The organism is Thalassospira australica, from assembly GCF_044790785.1.
GTDB lineage: Bacteria > Pseudomonadota > Alphaproteobacteria > Rhodospirillales > Thalassospiraceae > Thalassospira > Thalassospira australica_A.
In genome coordinates this window covers 861136-877009 of record NZ_CP085258.1, presented here as the reverse complement: position 1 = coordinate 877009, position 15874 = coordinate 861136, and the positions used below count along the sequence as shown (strand labels likewise).

General features: G+C 54.1%; 20 protein-coding genes. 5 read left to right on the top strand and 15 right to left on the bottom strand.

All coding sequences use genetic code 11. The annotated features are described in order from the left end of the window. Positions 1 to 166: 166 nt before the first annotated feature. From LG297_RS04095 to nikR, 6 genes are all read right to left on the bottom strand, one after another. Positions 167 to 472: an NIPSNAP family protein gene (locus tag LG297_RS04095; protein ID WP_404425395.1), complete on the bottom strand. Its 306-nt coding sequence runs from the start codon at positions 470 to 472 to the stop codon at positions 167 to 169. A gap of 36 nt (positions 473 to 508) precedes the next feature. Next, positions 509 to 652 (bottom strand): entericidin, encoded by a 144-nt coding sequence (locus LG297_RS04090; protein ID WP_404425393.1) that lies wholly within the window; start codon positions 650 to 652, stop codon positions 509 to 511. 220 nt (positions 653 to 872) lie between these two features. Beyond that, the gene (locus LG297_RS04085; protein WP_082824831.1) at positions 873 to 1049 is read right to left on the bottom strand and encodes a DUF1328 domain-containing protein; all 177 of its coding nucleotides are present in this window, start codon (positions 1047 to 1049) and stop codon (positions 873 to 875) included. A gap of 93 nt (positions 1050 to 1142) precedes the next feature. Further along, positions 1143 to 1283, bottom strand: a complete 141-nt coding sequence (locus LG297_RS04080) for an entericidin A/B family lipoprotein (RefSeq protein ID WP_097051001.1) — start codon at positions 1281 to 1283, stop codon at positions 1143 to 1145. A 250-nt stretch (positions 1284 to 1533) separates the two neighbouring features. Next, the gene (recA, locus tag LG297_RS04075; protein WP_341363371.1) at positions 1534 to 2613 is read right to left on the bottom strand and encodes a recombinase RecA; all 1080 of its coding nucleotides are present in this window, start codon (positions 2611 to 2613) and stop codon (positions 1534 to 1536) included. 280 nt (positions 2614 to 2893) lie between these two features. Then, entirely contained in the window at positions 2894 to 3373 is a 480-nt protein-coding gene (gene nikR / locus LG297_RS04070) for a nickel-responsive transcriptional regulator NikR (protein WP_404425390.1), read from the bottom strand. 97 nt (positions 3374 to 3470) lie between these two features. On the opposite strand from nikR, the gene LG297_RS04065 reads away from it, so the two are divergent. Then, positions 3471 to 4259 carry a DUF4198 domain-containing protein gene (locus LG297_RS04065; RefSeq protein WP_404425388.1) on the top strand — a complete coding sequence of 263 codons (789 nt, stop codon included), beginning with the start codon at positions 3471 to 3473 and terminating at the stop codon, positions 4257 to 4259. 9 nt (positions 4260 to 4268) lie between these two features. Continuing rightward, the gene (locus LG297_RS04060) at positions 4269 to 4790 is read left to right on the top strand and encodes a hypothetical protein (protein WP_404425386.1); all 522 of its coding nucleotides are present in this window, start codon (positions 4269 to 4271) and stop codon (positions 4788 to 4790) included. Here the strand turns inward: LG297_RS04060 and LG297_RS04055 are convergent. After that, positions 4776 to 5675 (bottom strand): DMT family transporter, encoded by a 900-nt coding sequence (locus tag LG297_RS04055; protein ID WP_404425384.1) that lies wholly within the window; start codon positions 5673 to 5675, stop codon positions 4776 to 4778. The genes LG297_RS04060 and LG297_RS04055 overlap by 15 nt on opposite strands. 215 nt (positions 5676 to 5890) lie before the next feature. On the opposite strand from LG297_RS04055, the gene LG297_RS04050 reads away from it, so the two are divergent. Both LG297_RS04050 and LG297_RS04045 read left to right on the top strand, forming a co-directional pair. Further along, entirely contained in the window at positions 5891 to 6664 is a 774-nt protein-coding gene (locus LG297_RS04050) for a PH domain-containing protein (protein WP_404425382.1), read from the top strand. A 102-nt stretch (positions 6665 to 6766) separates the two neighbouring features. Next, a complete protein-coding gene (locus LG297_RS04045; RefSeq protein ID WP_404425380.1) occupies positions 6767 to 7804 on the top strand; it encodes a sodium:calcium antiporter in 1038 nt (345 codons plus the stop codon). Positions 7805 to 7813: 9 nt separating this feature from the next. Here LG297_RS04045 and LG297_RS04040 read toward each other — a convergent pair whose 3' ends face one another. The 8 genes from LG297_RS04040 to flgB all read right to left on the bottom strand — a co-directional run bounded on the left by LG297_RS04040 (position 7814) and on the right by flgB (position 15132). Further along, positions 7814 to 10432 carry an ATP-binding protein gene (locus LG297_RS04040; RefSeq protein WP_404425378.1) on the bottom strand — a complete coding sequence of 873 codons (2619 nt, stop codon included), beginning with the start codon at positions 10430 to 10432 and terminating at the stop codon, positions 7814 to 7816. Between the two features lie 128 nt (positions 10433 to 10560). Beyond that, positions 10561 to 11379, bottom strand: coding sequence for a class A beta-lactamase (gene bla, locus LG297_RS04035; protein ID WP_404426929.1), 819 nt, complete (start codon positions 11377 to 11379; stop codon positions 10561 to 10563). Positions 11380 to 11563: 184 nt separating this feature from the next. Further along, the gene (flhB, locus tag LG297_RS04030) at positions 11564 to 12634 is read right to left on the bottom strand and encodes a flagellar biosynthesis protein FlhB (RefSeq protein WP_404425376.1); all 1071 of its coding nucleotides are present in this window, start codon (positions 12632 to 12634) and stop codon (positions 11564 to 11566) included. Positions 12635 to 12687: 53 nt separating this feature from the next. Further along, complete coding sequence (gene fliR, locus LG297_RS04025; protein WP_404425374.1) at positions 12688 to 13452, bottom strand: flagellar biosynthetic protein FliR; 765 nt, start codon at positions 13450 to 13452, stop codon at positions 12688 to 12690. 36 nt (positions 13453 to 13488) lie between these two features. Further along, the gene (fliQ, locus tag LG297_RS04020; protein ID WP_062952870.1) at positions 13489 to 13758 is read right to left on the bottom strand and encodes a flagellar biosynthesis protein FliQ; all 270 of its coding nucleotides are present in this window, start codon (positions 13756 to 13758) and stop codon (positions 13489 to 13491) included. 164 nt (positions 13759 to 13922) lie between these two features. Further along, positions 13923 to 14249 carry a flagellar hook-basal body complex protein FliE gene (fliE, locus tag LG297_RS04015; RefSeq protein ID WP_404425371.1) on the bottom strand — a complete coding sequence of 109 codons (327 nt, stop codon included), beginning with the start codon at positions 14247 to 14249 and terminating at the stop codon, positions 13923 to 13925. Between the two features lie 49 nt (positions 14250 to 14298). Continuing rightward, positions 14299 to 14706 carry a flagellar basal body rod protein FlgC gene (gene flgC, locus LG297_RS04010; RefSeq protein WP_404425369.1) on the bottom strand — a complete coding sequence of 136 codons (408 nt, stop codon included), beginning with the start codon at positions 14704 to 14706 and terminating at the stop codon, positions 14299 to 14301. Between the two features lie 24 nt (positions 14707 to 14730). After that, on the bottom strand, positions 14731 to 15132 hold the full coding sequence (gene flgB / locus LG297_RS04005; RefSeq protein WP_404425367.1) for a flagellar basal body rod protein FlgB: 402 nt from the start codon (positions 15130 to 15132) through the stop codon (positions 14731 to 14733). A 281-nt stretch (positions 15133 to 15413) separates the two neighbouring features. Between flgB and csrA the strand changes: the two genes are divergently transcribed. Next, positions 15414 to 15692, top strand: coding sequence for a carbon storage regulator CsrA (gene csrA, locus LG297_RS04000; protein ID WP_404425365.1), 279 nt, complete (start codon positions 15414 to 15416; stop codon positions 15690 to 15692). Positions 15693 to 15874: the final 182 nt, after the last annotated feature.

Sequence of the window (15874 nt, the reverse complement as noted above, 5' to 3'; positions counted from 1 at the left end):
GAAAACGCGGAACAATCGCTGCCGCAAACTTGCGGCGCGACTGCCCTATTTAGCGGCTCGTCCCTGTGCTGTCCAGTCGGGGAAAGGCTTTGCGGTGTTTAAGTGATGATTTCTGCATCTGGCACCGTACCGGCAACGCCGCAACGCCATGATCAGATATGCCGACCTACTCAAGAACCGGGCGCATGAAACTGCGCTCGTAACTGATGATGCTGCGGTTGCGTTTTTCAAGTTCGAGTGTCGCAACACACTCATCATCATCGGCCATGCGGTTGCGATAATCTTCGTAAGCCGCAAGGCTCGGGAAACTGAACAGGGCATAGGCAATGTTGCTGGCCCCTTCATGTGGCAGGAAATAGCCGTGATGATCGCCGCCCATCCGGTTGACGATGGGAATCCAGCGGCGTGCATACTCCTCGAATTCGGGGATTTTATGCATGTCGACAACATATTTCAAATAGCAGGTGATCAAGGCAGAAACCTTTTGGATATGCCAAACGCTGACAGGTTACTCGTTAACGCCTTCCTGAATCTGTTCGCCAAGTTTTTCGACATCACGTCCAAATCCGGCGGCGGTTTCACACGCGGCCAGCGACATGCCAAAACCAGCGACCAGGGTCAGTGCCAGAATACGTTTTACAAGAATAGACATCGTTTGATTGCTCCTGCCTTTAACGACATGTTGATTTTGAAGGCGGCCGCGGCCCGCTTCTGACGCAAGGCATATGGCTTCCGAAATCGGTTGCTATCTTGTCGGGGTCACGACCGGCTGGCAACTCTTTCCTGCATGGATGATTTAAAAGCCACGCAGAAAAACGGGCGCGCCGCAGCACGCCCGTTTCCGTTTGCTCGTATTATTGTCGATATCGCGATCAGATCGGAGGACGACGACCACGCAGTGCGTTGACCAGAAGCGAAACAACGAACAGTACGAGGAAGACAAAGAACAGGATCTTTGCAATCCCGACAAACGTACCTGCCAAGCCGCCAAAACCAAGGACGGCGGCGACAAGCGCCAGAATGAGACAAAAGACTGCCCAACCCAACATGATGTTATCTCCTTTTCGGTTTTGGCCGCTGGCGGATCACCGGGATCAAGCCCGGTGCCCGTCAGGCATCAGAGAAGCCGCACGGCAATGTTGTTATTCAGCTTCTTCCTGAATGGACTCACCCGCATTTTCCATGTCTTTGCCAAAGCCTTCGGCGGTCTCGCAGGCAGCAAGGCCAAGACCCATGCCGGAAATCATTGCAACGGCGAAAAGCTTTTTCAGAAAGTCAGACATTTCGGTTTCTCCTGTTTGCTCGACGTGATTTTGTTCACATTCCTCATAACGGAGCCGGAAAGACAAAGTTCCCTGTGCGGTTGCCAAGTGTCTGATCTGACGCAATTAAGGCAGAGCCGATGTCTTTGTTTTTGCGGGTTGCAGCCAATCTTGATCATTTTGGGGCAATTGCGGATTTGCCTACCTCGCAACAAAAAACGGGCCCCGAAGGACCCGTTTGATGCATTTGGCGAAAATCGGTAGTCAGCAATCACGCATCATCGTCATTTGACGGTTCATCATCGCTCATGCTGGTCATTGCCTCAGCAATCAGGCCGGCACTTTCGCGGATGCTGCGTTCGATCTCGGCGGTCATTTCCGGATTTTCACGCAGGAAGGTCTTGGCATTCTCGCGGCCCTGACCGATACGGGTCGAATTGTACGAGAACCAGGAACCGGATTTCTCGACGATGCCTGCCTTGACGCCAAGATCAAGGATTTCACCCATCTTGGAAATGCCTTCGCCATACATGATATCGAATTCGACCTGCTTGAACGGCGGGGCCATCTTGTTTTTGACAACCTTCACGCGGGTCTGGTTACCCACGACTTCGTCACGATCCTTGATCTGGCCGATACGGCGAATATCGAGACGGACAGACGCATAGAATTTAAGCGCGTTACCACCCGTGGTGGTTTCCGGACTACCGAACATCACACCGATCTTCATACGGATCTGGTTGATGAAGATGACCATGCAGTTGGAACGCGAGACCGAACTGGTCAGTTTGCGCAATGCCTGGCTCATCAGGCGGGCCTGCAGGCCAACGTGGGTATCGCCCATTTCGCCTTCAAGTTCCGCACGTGGTACGAGGGCGGCAACCGAATCGACGACCAGAACATCAATCGCACCGGAACGCACTAGCGTATCGGCGATTTCAAGCGCCTGTTCACCGGCGTCAGGCTGCGAAATCAGGAGTTCGTCGGTATTCACACCCAGCTTGCGGGCATAACCCGGATCAAGCGCGTGCTCGGCATCGACAAAAGCACAGGTGCCGCCCAGTTTCTGGGCCTCGGCAATGGTGTGCAGGGCCAGTGTGGTTTTACCCGAACTTTCCGGGCCGTAAATTTCGACGATGCGGCCACGCGGCAGACCACCAATGCCAAGCCCAATATCAAGGCCAAGCGATCCGGTCGAAATGGCTGAAATATCAACCGCACTATCGCGCTGGCCGAGCTTCATGATCGAGCCCTTGCCAAATGCGCGTTCGATCTGCCCAAGGGCGGCTTCGAGTGCCTTCTGCTTATCCATCGTATCCTTATCCACCAAATGCAGTGCGGTCTGAATCATTTTTCGAACTCTCTTATTCCACAGGGCCGGGTAGGATGCAACGCAGGCGGTTCCCCGGTCCAGAATGCGGAACGCCACCGCTAGGTGCCCCGCCGGATGATTGGCAATCCCGCCAGCTCATTTCGGCAAACGCATTGAGAACATAATGCGAACACTCTCATAAAAAAATGAATGTTGCAAGTTTGTTCTCATTTATCGGTGGAAGAGTTCCTGCCTTTCCTCTGAGTGAAGCGGTCCTGCAGCCCACAAGCTGTTGGAATGGTTCTGTTGCGGCACGATTTCAGGTCGTGATTTTCAGATGTTCGTGACGATGCGCGTGACCATGTTCGTCGTCCCCGTGATGATGGGCTTCGACATGCAGTTCACCGGGCACGGAATAAAGCTGCCCGTGACGGACACCCGGCTGTGCCAGGACCTGATCGGCGAATCTGCGAATATCGGCAAGCTTGCCACGCAGGGTCACGCTTTCCAGACAGGTATCATGATCAATATGGAAATGGACGGTCGACACGGTCAGGTCATGATGTTCGTGCTGGGCACTCATAAGTCGCGACGCCAGCATGCGCTCTTCATGGTCATAAACATAATTCAGAACCGCGATACCAACGCCGCCGGTATCTTCGTCAAGCTTGGTATTCTGAAGCTTTTCCCGGATCAGGTCACGAAAACCTTCTGACCGGTTGGTGTAGCCGCGATGCTCAAGGAAGGCATCAAAGGCCTCCATCAAATCGTCTTCGATCGATACGGTCACGCGGGTCATACGAATTCCCTTTCAGAATCATCAGCTTGACTCGTATGAACAATTTTGAAAAGTTCATACCGCCTTTCAACTCCCCTAATCTCCCAAAGGATAGCAGATGTTTCAATCAAAGTTCACAACCCCGCTTGCAATTACCGCGCTGGGTTGCCTGATCGGCTATGGTGCAACAGCCCACGAATTCATCGCCAGCAGTGACATCATCACCGATAGCGGCAAGAACAATGCTGTCTTCACCCTCGATTCGACCCATGTTTTCGGTGTTCCCGAAGAAGCCGAAGCCCCGCAACATGTAACCGCACAATTGATTACCCCCTCGGTCACCACCGATCTTGAAATTACCGAAAATGAAGATACCCCGAACCTGAAGGGCACTTTTACCCTTCCGGACAGCGCCGCATGGCTCGTCAGTCATCGCCTGCCGGTGATCTGGTCCCAGACGCCGGATGGCTGGAAGGAAGGCGGACCGGATGTGAACCCGGATGCGATTGCATCCTCGCGCTTTGAAAAGTTTTCCAAAAACCTGACCGGTGGTGATGGAAATGCCGAGTTTGTTTCCATACCACTCGGGCACAAGCTTGAAATCGTGCCGTTAAGCGATCCGCGCACAGCAAGCATCGACGATGATATTGATGTTCAGGTTCTGCTGGATGGGCAACCCTATTCGACCAGTGTTCTGGCAACCTATGCGGGCTTCACCGATACGCCGTCTTCCTATGCCTATTATACCGAAACCATGAGCGATAATCGCGGTAGCGGCATTGCCAAAATCCGTATCAGTGCGCCGGGTCTATGGGTGGTGCGCGTTGCCGCCGATCTTCCCGATGCCCAGGAAGGTGTGCGTGTACACAATCTGCGCGCCACGATGACTTTTGACATTGCGGAATAGTATTCCGTCATGATGGCATTTCTTCGCTCAACAAATCTGGCTTTGGCCCTGCTACTGGCGGGACCTCTGCCTGCACTGGCACATGGTGCCGGATGGCAAATCGATCAAAGTCAATCCGCCACCGTCTATCAGTTCGGATATACCGACGGCACGGCAATGATGTTTGCCGAAGTCACGATAACCGGTCCGGATGGCAATATCTGGCAAAAGGGCCGGACGGATCGCGCCGGGCATTTTGCTGTGGCGACGCCTTCCTTGTCGCGTGACGGGGAAACCGGCGCGCATTGGCGAATCATGGTATCGGACGGTATGGGCCATCAGGTCATCCTGACCCATTCGCCTGATACGCCAGACATGACAGGTGTATCAAAACCACCCGAACCGGCCACGCCCGGCCTTCGCGGCACAGGTGCCTTGGTCAATCTTCCGATCTGGGTATCCATCCTGTTCGGGATCAGCCTGATTGCCAATCTGGCATTCATCCCGGTCTGGCTCAGACGGCGTCAGAAACACCGATCAATGCAGGAATAAAAGGGCAACCCCGCCAAAAGCCATGCAGGTCCCGATGATGGCCTGCGGGCCGACCGGGCGGCGAAGAACCACACCTTCATAGACAATCAGCAAAACCGGCGGCAACGCCATCAGCGTCGATGCGATACCGACATTGGCATTCTGAACCGCCACCATCGAAAGCCATACACCAAGCGCCGGGCCGATAAAGGCACCAAGGAACAGCCACCGCCCGACATCCGGCGCACTGCACGCCACAATCGTACGCCGGGCTCGTCCCATCGCAACCGCAATTCCCCACATGATCACAACCGCGACAAAGGTTCTGATCCATGTTGCCGACAGCGCGGAATAACCGCCAATCAGTGCATATTTCGCCGTCACCAGATTGGAAACCTGCCCGATGGCACCGCCAAGTCCAAACAGGATACCGACCAGATAATTGCGTCCCTCCAACCCGACAGGACGTCCCTTTTTCATCATGATGACCAAAAGGATGCCGCCAATGCCAAGTGCGATACCCGACATTTCCTGAAGGCTGAGAACTTCGTCAAACAACACCCAGCCCAGAACCGCCCCCATGATCGGCACGGTCGACATCATCAGCATCGATAGCCGCGCCCCCAGGGTAACGAAGGCCTGAAACAGCATGGCATCGCCAATCACAAGCCCAAGGATCGAAGATAGTGAAAGCCAGCCAAGCTGTTCCCATGTTACGGCATTCGGCCAAGGCTGCCCTTCAAGCAGCCAATGCAGCAACGTCAGACAGGTGATCGAGCATGCCAGACGCCCGCGATTGACCGTCTGCGCGCCCACCTTGCCGCCGATATTGGAAAAAATCATGCTCGACGTCGCCCAGGCCATCGCGGCAGTAAAGGCGGCAGCTTCACCGAAGAACGGGATCATGCGGGGCTCTTGCTTGGATATTGTTTTGGTTGTTGACCGGGATGTGGCGCAACCGGTTCGGGAAGATAAGCGCGACTTTGCCCTTTTTGGCAACTGTAAAAATCACAGATTATCGCGGTAAAACAACGAATAGTACCAAAGCAAACCCTTCACCCGCTTGCGAAATTCTGATCGCGCCGTATGTTGAACCGATTGCTTGAAACAGGACGACATACATGAGCCGGAAAAACGAGACCGCCGCGGAAACCAAACCGTTCAAGGGCATCCGCCGCCATCTGCATGATGGCGAGGTGGTGATCATGGATCTGCCGATTTCGCCTGTATCGATCCTTGTCCCCGGTATCATCAAGATCATCTGGATTGCGGTTCTGATCTACGCGTCCTATCACTGGCGCGCGATATACGATTTCTTGATGCCGCAGGCACGCGCCCTTCTGACCGGCCCCGAAGCCTTTGCCGCACTGGATCGGGTTTGGGAAGAATATGAATTCGTGTTTTCAATTGCCCTGTTCGGGCTGATCATCGCGCTGATTTCGATTGTCTGGAAGCTGTTGAAACGTGCCCTTGGCGTTTCAACACGTGCTGCACGCGACAGCATTCTTTTGCCCCTGACCGCTATTCGCGATCTGTTTTTCTTTGAGCGCGTCATAACCAATAACCGGATCGTCACGCGCAGCGGTGTCTTGCGCAAGGATCAGGATGATCGCGGGTTCGAGTCCATCAAAAGCACACAGATCAGCAAAAGCGTGATCGGGAATATTTTCGATTATGGCGACCTTCATGTCACCGACCGGCTGGGGCACAGCTTTACGCTGCGTCAGGTCACGGGACCTGAAACCGTCGCAAAGGAACTGTCCGATTTCTTTGGCCGTGTCCGCCCCGACACCCGCCAGGGCGAGCCGATTGACATTACACATCGCGCCCGTGAAGAAGCAATTGAACACAACGAAAACAAGCCGCTGGCACGTCCGGAAGGGGAAGTGTTTTAACTTTCGCAAAATCAGGGAACATGACGGCACCCGACGCGTCATAAAGGGCAGGTAAAGCCGCCCCGGTGCAAATGCGGCCAGATCCGAACAAAAGATGTTTCGATGCTGCCTGCAATTGCCAGCCTGCCGCTTTGGTCCATAGTCGGACTGTTTTCGATTTGTGCACTGATCATCGGTTTTGCCGGGACGCGGCTGGCAACGATTGCTGTCAAACTGGCCGAACGAACCGGCATGGGACAAATCATTGCCGGTGCGGTTTTTGTCGGTATGTCAACCAGCCTGCCCGGAAGTGTGCTTTCGGTGACGACAGCATGGCAGGGACATACTGACCTTGCCATTGGCAATGCGCTAGGCGGCATTGCAGCCCAGACAACCTTTCTGGGAATTGCCGACTTTCTGTATCGCAAGGGCAATCTGGAACATGCCGCCGCCAGCGCCACCGGACTGGCGCAGGCGACCCTGCTGGTCAGCATGCTTGCCCTACCGCTTCTGGCCTATGCCGGGCCGGACTGGACAATATTGCATATCCACCCGGTATCGATCCTGTTGTTCATTCTGTATGGCTTTGGCCTGTCTCTACTTGCCGAAATCCGCCATCAACCGATGTGGCGGCCCCGCAAAACCGACCTGACCGACGAGGATGCCAAGGAAGATGATGCAGATTATCATCCGGAAAGTTCGCTACGTCTGTGGTCAGCGTTTCTGGCCTTTGCCGCGATAACAGCAATCGCCGGTTACACTATTGGTGAAAGCGGGTTGGCGATCGTCGAGAAAACCGGCATCAGCGAAACGGCTGTTGGCACATTCCTGACCGCGATTGCGACATCGTTGCCCGAACTTGTTTCGGCAATTGCAGCTGTCCGCATGGGAGCAGTCAATCTGGCAGTTGGGGATATTATCGGCGGCAATGCGTTTGACGTTCTGTTTCTGGCGGCATCGGACTTCGCCTATCGCGACGGGTCGATTTACGCCGCATTCAGTCCGCAGCACCTGTTCACCATCGCCCTTGTCATTCTGATGACCGGCATACTTCTGTTGGGGATGCTGAACCGCGAACGCAGAGGGCTTGTCAATATCGGCTGGGAAAGCGTTTCGATCTTATGCCTTTATGGCGGTTCGATTTTCTATCTGACAGGATAGAGCAACAACTTACAGGACTTCTTTGACCTTGGTCGCAAGGTCCTTGAGCGAGAAGGGCTTGGGCAGGAAATGCACGCCGTTTTCTTCGTCAAGTTCATCACGATAGGTATCTTCGGCATAGCCCGAGATAAAGATGACCCGCAAATCCGGGCGCTTTTCACGCAACATGCGGATCAGGGTCGGACCATCAATACCTGGCATCACCACGTCGGAAATAACCAGATCAATGGTCTTGTCGGTTTTCGCCAGAACCTCAAGCGCGTTATCGCCATTATTGGCTTCAAGCACGTCATAGCCTTTGCCGCGAAGAGCACGCGCACCGAATGTCCGAACCGCGTCCTCGTCCTCGACCAAAAGGATCGCACCTGTACCGGTCAGATCGCGTGACGGGGCTTCTTCGGCCACCGCACGGGTTTCGGCCAGTTCTTCCTCAGTCGCTTCGTAGTGAGGGAGATAAATCGTAAAAGTCGTGCCTACACCGGGTTCGGATTGAACGGCAACGAAACCGCCGGTCTGTTTGACAATCCCGTAAACGGTCGACAGGCCAAGGCCCGTGCCCTCGCCCCGCTGCTTGGTCGAGAAGAAGGGTTCGAAAATGCGTGTCAGGTTATCCTTGGGAATGCCGATACCGGTATCGGAAACCTCGATCCGTATATAATCCCCTGGCGGGATCAGTTCGGTGCCAGTATTGCGTGCCTCATCCACAATCTCGGTGCCGGTCTGAACCGTAAGCGTCCCGCCATTGGCCGCCATGGCATCGCGTGCATTGACCACAAGGTTGATAATCACCTGATCAAGCTGCCCCGGATCAACCTTCACCAGACCGATATCGCGACCATGACTGACCTTCAGATCGATCTTTTCACCAATCAAACGGCGCAACAGGTTCGACATTTCCGCCAATGCATCGGTGATGTTGATGATTTTGGGCTGTAATGTCTGACGACGCGAAAACGCCAAAAGCTGCCGGACAAGATTGGCTGCACGATTGGCATTCTGTTTGATCTGCATGATATCGGCAAAGCTGGGGTCGCCTGGCCCGTGCCGCGACAGCAACAAATCGCAGAAGCCGATCATCGCGGTCAGCAGGTTGTTAAAATCATGTGCAACCCCGCCGGCAAGCTGTCCGACCGCCTGCATTTTCTGCGACTGGGCAAATTGTTCCTCAAGATTCTTCTGTTCGGTCGTATCAAGGAAGTTTAGCAGAAGCGCACCTGCTTCTCCCGAACGTCCCGCGACACGTTGCAGGTAAATCTGTGCGGCGACCCCGCGCGAACCCTGCAGACGGGCTTCGATCTGGCCGCCCTTGCCCATACCCATGACAGCCTTGGACAGATAGCGGGCAACTTCGTCGCGGTCTTCCGGCAGGATCAGTTCAAGAATGGATCTACCAATCACCCGTTCATGTCGTTGCCCCGCCGTTTCAATAAAGGCGCGGTTGGCATCGGTAACCGTGCCCGACATATCGGCCAGAACAATCGAAAGCGGACTGTCGTCAAAGAACCAGCGTACCCGGCGTTCCGTTTCGGCAAGCGCATGTTCCCATTCATGGGCTGGCATCGGATCGGGGAAGACCACCGCCTGGCTTCGGATCGGACCAGTGCCGGGTGCGTTGATCGAATGGGTGACAAAGCATTTGATCGGCTCGCCGCCCTTGACCTTGAGCTTCACCTCGCCATTCATGCCGTCGCCGACAATCAGATCGGCCAGTTCCAGCGTACCGGTGGCGAAATCTTCGGGTTCACCGCCAAGCCAGCTTGCCAGACGCCGGTTCAGGTAAAGAATGCGGCCTTCTTCATCCAGACCGCAAACGCCAACGGGCAGGCGTTCGACCATCTGATCGGCCTGTTCGCTTCCCGCACCATCTGCCATCCGCGACGCGACACCGCCAACCGTCATTTCATCATCCGAACCGGTGACAAACGCCCCAAAGGCAGCAGACTGTTCAGCAACAACAAGTGAACGCCCCGCTTCGGGCATCGCAGACGGATCGATACCGTCAACCGTCCAAAGCATCTGGCCTGCGCGGGCATTTGCCGCAGTCACCGAAATTCGAAGACAGGCCGTACCGGCTTCGTAAATTTCTTCGGCAATGTCGTCTGGCGGTGTTTCGTCATTCCCGGTTGCATCATCGTCCGCAGCCCCGGCAGGAGCAGCAAGTGCGAGTTGCCCGGTTTTTCTGGCTTGTGAAAAATCGACGTAAATTTCGCCAGCTTCGCCGCGCATCGCGCGTGTCCGCAAATCGGCCAGCTCGGAACTGCCGACATCAAGAAAGCTTAGCCGTGCTTCAAGGGCGGCAAGCATGTCCTCGCCCGGTTCGATACCGAGTTTGCGTGGAAAGGCAGGGTTGGCATAAAGCGTGCGGCCATAGGCATCAATCAGGGCAACACCAATATCGGAATGCGCCAAACCGTTTAACAATGGCGCAATGTCACGATCACCGGCAGATCGCCACCGTGCAGACAGTGACAGGGCGGCCACCGCGACGATCGCCACCCCCGTTACCATGGACCCGATAATCCACATGATACGCACATCAAGGCCAGCCTTTGCCATGACCTGTAACAGGGCATAGACAAAAGCGACAAATGCGACACTTACAGCAAGGATAATTCCCCGAAACAGCACGCGACCGCCTTTAACGCCAATAACTTACAATATTGCCCCATACTTTTAGCTGCTATTGGGCTGACTGGCTACCGGCAAGTTTTACATTAGCGGGAGCACATTCTGCTTCCTGTTTCGGGGACAGAGTTCTACTGCATGACAGCGGCAGAAATTTCCTGCCCGATATCTGCAATCGCTGCGTTGCGTTCTTCCATCGATGCGGATGTCTGTGTGATATAGACTGCAGCTATCACCGGCTTTTGTTCCGGTGGCCAGATTACCGCAACAATGGCACGCGATCCAAATCCGCCAGCCCCGGTTCTGTCTGCAATCTTCCAGTCATCGGGTAAACCGGCCCGCAGCAACGGGCCACCGACCTGATTACCCGTCAGCCAGTCTTCAAGCTGCTGGCGCAATTCCGGGGACAGTGCATCGCCGAGCAACAGATAGGCAAGAGTTGCACGCATGGCATCGGGGGTTGTGGTATCGCGCGGGTCGCCCGGTGTTGCGGCATTCAATTCGGGTTCTATCCGGTCAAGGCGGGTCACATCATCGCCAATATCGCGCAAGTAAGCATTAAGGGCATCGGGGCCACCCAGCACATCAAGGATAAGGTTGGCCGCCGTATTATCGCTCAGATGCAAGGTGGCCTCGCACAATTCGCCAATCGTCATACCGCCATCAACATGCTTTTCCGTTACCGGCGAATAGGTCACCAGATCATCCGCCCCAAAAGTGATACGGCGATCAAGCGTTTCGTCCCCACGGTCAACCTTGTGCAGCACCGCAGCACAAGCGAGCAGCTTGAACGTGCTGGTCATCGGAAAACGTTCATCTGCGCGATATTGCCATTCCCGTCCGTTTTCAACGTTCAGGATACTGACGCCGATTCGCCCGTTCAGCCGGGTTTCGATCGCGCGGATAGCATTGATCAGACGGTCATTCGCCGACGCAGACACCGGTATCATGACAGAAACAAGCAGGGACAGGATGGTGGCAGTTGCCAGAACTGTTCTTTTGAAGGCAGGCATGTTTTACGGACTTCCCGGAAACAGAAACAAGTCAGGCTGCTTGTTACCGGGATTAACGGCTGAATTTTGGCGCAATAATGTCGAAAGACCGGACTTGCGAACTTGGCAGGACAGCCTGCAATCAGCCCAGCTTCTTGCCGCGCTGGCGGAACACGAACGAGATGATCTCGGCAACTGCCTTATAATGTTCAGGCGGGATTTCCTGATCGACTTCGACAGTTGCGAACAGGGCGCGGGCGACCGGCGGGTTTTCCATGATGGTAACATTGTTTTCTTCGGCCACCTCGCGGATTTTAAGCGCGATATTATCCTGTCCCTTCGCAACACACATCGGGGCTTCCATCGCATTGATGTCGTATTTAAGCGCCACGGCATAATGGGTCGGGTTGGTGATGACGACGTCGGCACTGGGTACATTTTGCATCATGCGCTGCTGGGCACGTTGCATCCTGATCTGGCGGACCTTGGCCTTGATTTCGGGGCTGCCTTCGGTCTGCTTGTATTCGTCCTTGATCTCCTGCTTGGACATCTTCATCTGCTTGTTGAATTCGTAACGCTGATAGGCGAAATCGAGCCCGGCAATCACGGCTGTCAGTGAAATGGCTGCGATCATCAGAATGATGATCATATCGTAAAGCCGTTCCAGGGCCATTTCGACCGGCATCTGGGGATAGAGTTCAACATCCATCAGTTCAGGAACGATCACAAAGCCCAGGACCGCACCGACCAGAGCAATCTTGAAAACATTTTTGACGAACTCGACCATGTTCTTCATCGAGAACAGGTTCTTCGCCCCAGTCAGCGGATTAAGCTTATCCGGTTTGGGGGAAATGCGTTCAACCGCGACCACAAGGCCATTCTGCAACAAATGCCCGGCGGCGGCAAAAAACATCAAAAGGACAAAGGGAATGCCCAACACATAAAGCATTCCTACCAGCACATCCTTCATCAGCACCGGCAAGCTTGCCCGGCTGACATCATACATGTGCGGATGTTCGATAAAGCCAACCGAAATATCCCGCACGGATTGCGCCATGCCGGGTGCCATCATGGTCATCACCAGACCGCCGCCAAATAACAGCATGAAGTTGCCAACTTCCTTGGAGACTGCCACCTGCCCTTTCTTTCGGGCATCCTCAAGCTTTTTACTTGTGGGGTCTTCTGTCTTTTGGCTGTCGTCTTCTTCGGCCATTCCCGCACCATCATTCCGGGCTGCCCGGCACTATGCCGTAAGGTTGCCAGCCCCTAGGGGTTGACGAAACTTTCCAACCCGTTTTCGTAATATTCCAGAAATACCATCATCATGGTTGGCAACGCCAGTGCCAGAAGCACAAAAGCCAGTCCGATCTGAACCGGCATGGCCACAAAAAACACCGGCAATTGCGGCATCAGCTTGTTCAAAATACCCAGCGCCACCTGCATCACGATAGCAACGATCAGGAACGGGGCCGAGATTTTCATCGCGATGATAAAGCTTTCATTGATCGCGCGCGCGAAAAATTCGCTCATGTCACCAACCGGCAAGGCACCACCTGGCGGAAACAATGAATAGCTCTCAAACACCGCCTGTATCATCAAATGGTCAAGACCGGTTACAAAAATCAGAATCATGCCGATCTGTGTGAGGAAATTGCCTGTCACCGCACTTTGCGCCCCGGAAAGGGCATCACCGCTAAAGGCGTTCGCCAACGAGGATGTATAGGCAATAATCGACCCTGCTGTCTGAAGTCCGGCCATCATTACCTGACCAAACAAGCCAAAAAACGCACCAACTGTCAGTTCATACGCCAAATGCACAAAAAGCGTTGGCGCATCGGCAGGCTGTTCCGGTATCAGCGGGCCCGCCAGCGGCGAAATCACCACCGCCACCCAAAAAGCAAAAACCAGTCGAGCCCGCGCGGGTACAACCCTTGAACCGATTCCCGGCATAAAGGCAAAGGCCGCCCCGACCCTGGCAAAGCTCATCAGGACCACATAGACATTGAGTGTCAGAAGATCATCGAGATTCATCTTCTTTCAGGATGTCCTGTTATTGGGTTCGTTTTGCTAGTTCGGCAGACCAATAAAATGATCGACCATTCGTCCCATGAATTCGGTCATTTCCGTCATCATGAAAGGCAAAAGCACCAGAAGCGCGATAAAAATCACGAGGATTTTGGGTACAAAAGTCAGAGTCATTTCTTGAATCTGGGTCAAAGCCTGAAACAGAGCGATGACCAAACCCACCCCCAATGCAATCAGCATCAAGGGTGTACTGACCTTCAGAAGAGTCCATACGGCATCATAGGCCACATCCATAATTTCGGCTTGATCCATCGGCCTTCCTGTTTCGTCGTCCGCACGTCAGATTATTCATACAGGATAAGGCCGGTCATCGGCCATGATTTCCTGCAATTTCAATTTGATCGCCCGAAAACAAAAAACCGCACGATGATCGTGCGGTTTGTCCAAAAGCATCCGTCCAACAATTCAACCAACCGTCAGATCGGCATGCTCAATACACTTTGATAGGCTTCGACAGCCTTGTCGCGAACGCTGACGACGGTACGAAGCGTGACTTCGGCTGCCGAAACCGCGGTCACCACTTCATGCAGTTCCGCATCGCCAACGATTGCTTTCTGGGTCATCTGTTCGCTATTCACCATGGTCGCACGGGCATCAATTGCCGCCCCCTTGACCATATCGGCAAAACTTTCCCCCGGATTGACCGTCTGACCGTTACCGCCCACACGTTCGGCAACGCTTGCAGTTTGACCGCTTGCTGCATTCCGGTAGGCAGAAATGGCATCATTGAAGCTGGCAACCATTGGTTCGCATCCTTAACAGGTATCGATTTCCAACCTGATACTTCGGGGGTTATTGCAGAATATCAAGTGTCTTGAGCAGCATGCTGCGCGAAGATTGTATCACATTGAGGTTGGCTTCATAGCTTCTCTGTGCTTCGCGCAAGTCCATCATCTCGACCAGCGTTTCGACGTTCGGGGTCTGAACATAGCCCTGATCGTTGGCGGCCGGATGGCTCGGTTCATACTTCATACCAAAATCGGACTTGTCGGTCATGACTTTATTGACCTTGACGAGTTCAACGCCCACTTCGCGGTCCATGACGTTTTTAAATGTCAGCAACTTCCGACGATACGGGTCCTGCCCCGGCGCGGTCGGCAGACTATCGGCGTTGGCAACGTTTTCGGCCGCGATACGCAGTCGGGTTCCCTGCGCGCGCATACCGGAAGCGGAAATTTTGAAAGCTTTATAAAGTTCCATGATCGCTTATTCCTTCAACGCTGCTTATGCGCGGCCCAGTGCCGAAATCATCATCGATTTATGCTTTGCATAAAGGCGGGTCATGGTCTGATAATCGACCTGGTTTTCGTTCATCTTGACCATCTGCTCTTCGAGAATGACGGCGTTTTTGCCAGGCGCCACTTCATAGTTCTTGCGAACTTCCTCGTCCTTGAAGTTCTGCGGTTTGTGCAGTCCCTGACTGTGACCCGGCGTCGTCGCCTGCATCGCCAGAATAAATTGGCGGTCACGACCGATATTCTTCGGATCGAATTCCTTAAGGTCGTTGGCGCGATAGCTTGGCGTATCGGAGTTGGCAATATTCTGTGCGATGACTTCCTGACGCTGTGTCAGCCAGTCCATCTTTTCTTTCAGATTGGCGAACATGCCAAGTTTGCCGATATCCATTGCCTGCTCCTGTTATCCCGACCCCAGTATTGGGCGATCCGGTAAAGCCGAAGTTAACGCGGTGGCCTGATCGTAACCGGGGTCTTGCGGAAGGCGGAATTTGCCGCCCAAATCAATCCTGCAAACTACTGTGCACATGCCATGCCAGAAGTCAGAAAATCCTTAAATTACAATATGGCTCCGGGTTGTTATCGGCGACACTGGACCGCGAAGGACAAAGCGGGCATATTGTGTCGCGTCTGGCGAATTTCTTTCGCCATCTATCGAAACCGGGACATTTCATGCTCTATCTCACACGAAAAGTTGGCGACTCCGTTGTTATTGACGACAACATCGAAGTCACCGTCGTTGAGGTTCGCGGCAAAACCGTGAAGCTGGGCTTCACCTTTCCCGAAGATGTGCAGGTCCTGCGTCGCGAACTTTATGATCGCATTCAGGAAGAAAACCGTTCGGCTGCGGCCAGCGCGGATCTTGTACGTCAGTTGGGCCAGGTGGCCAATTCGGTTGCCGACAAGATGAAAAACAGTCCTGAAACCGACGAAAAAGACGGTAAAGACTGATTTTCCTGTCGCGCGATCCCCGGCACGGGCCTGAGACGCGAGACAACCGACAAACGACAGGCAACATCGTCATCGTCCTGGCAGGTAGCCGGGAACTTGACTACTTCCCCGACCGTGTGTTCACGCCCACGCGCCACATTTAATCGTCTGAAAATGGTTGCAACGATTTGTTGACCATCTTC

What these genes read in the sequence shown, in the direction of transcription:
- LG297_RS04090 (WP_404425393.1), bottom strand. Translation starts at nt 652, where the DNA reads ATGTCTATTCTTGTAAAACGTATTCTGGCACTGACCCTGGTCGCTGGT.
- LG297_RS04085 (WP_082824831.1), bottom strand. Translation starts at nt 1,049, where the DNA reads ATGTTGGGTTGGGCAGTCTTTTGTCTCATTCTGGCGCTTGTCGCCGCC.
- LG297_RS04080 (WP_097051001.1), bottom strand. Translation starts at nt 1,283, where the DNA reads ATGTCTGACTTTCTGAAAAAGCTTTTCGCCGTTGCAATGATTTCCGGC.
- recA (WP_341363371.1), bottom strand. Translation starts at nt 2,613, where the DNA reads ATGATTCAGACCGCACTGCATTTGGTGGATAAGGATACGATGGATAAG.
- nikR (WP_404425390.1), bottom strand. Translation starts at nt 3,373, where the DNA reads ATGACCCGCGTGACCGTATCGATCGAAGACGATTTGATGGAGGCCTTT.
- LG297_RS04065 (WP_404425388.1), top strand. Translation starts at nt 3,471, where the DNA reads ATGTTTCAATCAAAGTTCACAACCCCGCTTGCAATTACCGCGCTGGGT.
- LG297_RS04060 (WP_404425386.1), top strand. Translation starts at nt 4,269, where the DNA reads ATGATGGCATTTCTTCGCTCAACAAATCTGGCTTTGGCCCTGCTACTG.
- LG297_RS04055 (WP_404425384.1), bottom strand. Translation starts at nt 5,675, where the DNA reads ATGATCCCGTTCTTCGGTGAAGCTGCCGCCTTTACTGCCGCGATGGCC.
- LG297_RS04050 (WP_404425382.1), top strand. Translation starts at nt 5,891, where the DNA reads ATGAGCCGGAAAAACGAGACCGCCGCGGAAACCAAACCGTTCAAGGGC.
- LG297_RS04045 (WP_404425380.1), top strand. Translation starts at nt 6,767, where the DNA reads ATGCTGCCTGCAATTGCCAGCCTGCCGCTTTGGTCCATAGTCGGACTG.
- bla (WP_404426929.1), bottom strand. Translation starts at nt 11,379, where the DNA reads ATGATACCGGTGTCTGCGTCGGCGAATGACCGTCTGATCAATGCTATC.
- flhB (WP_404425376.1), bottom strand. Translation starts at nt 12,634, where the DNA reads ATGGCCGAAGAAGACGACAGCCAAAAGACAGAAGACCCCACAAGTAAA.
- fliR (WP_404425374.1), bottom strand. Translation starts at nt 13,452, where the DNA reads ATGAATCTCGATGATCTTCTGACACTCAATGTCTATGTGGTCCTGATG.
- fliQ (WP_062952870.1), bottom strand. Translation starts at nt 13,758, where the DNA reads ATGGATCAAGCCGAAATTATGGATGTGGCCTATGATGCCGTATGGACT.
- fliE (WP_404425371.1), bottom strand. Translation starts at nt 14,249, where the DNA reads ATGGTTGCCAGCTTCAATGATGCCATTTCTGCCTACCGGAATGCAGCA.
- flgC (WP_404425369.1), bottom strand. Translation starts at nt 14,706, where the DNA reads ATGGAACTTTATAAAGCTTTCAAAATTTCCGCTTCCGGTATGCGCGCG.
- flgB (WP_404425367.1), bottom strand. Translation starts at nt 15,132, where the DNA reads ATGGATATCGGCAAACTTGGCATGTTCGCCAATCTGAAAGAAAAGATG.
- csrA (WP_404425365.1), top strand. Translation starts at nt 15,414, where the DNA reads ATGCTCTATCTCACACGAAAAGTTGGCGACTCCGTTGTTATTGACGAC.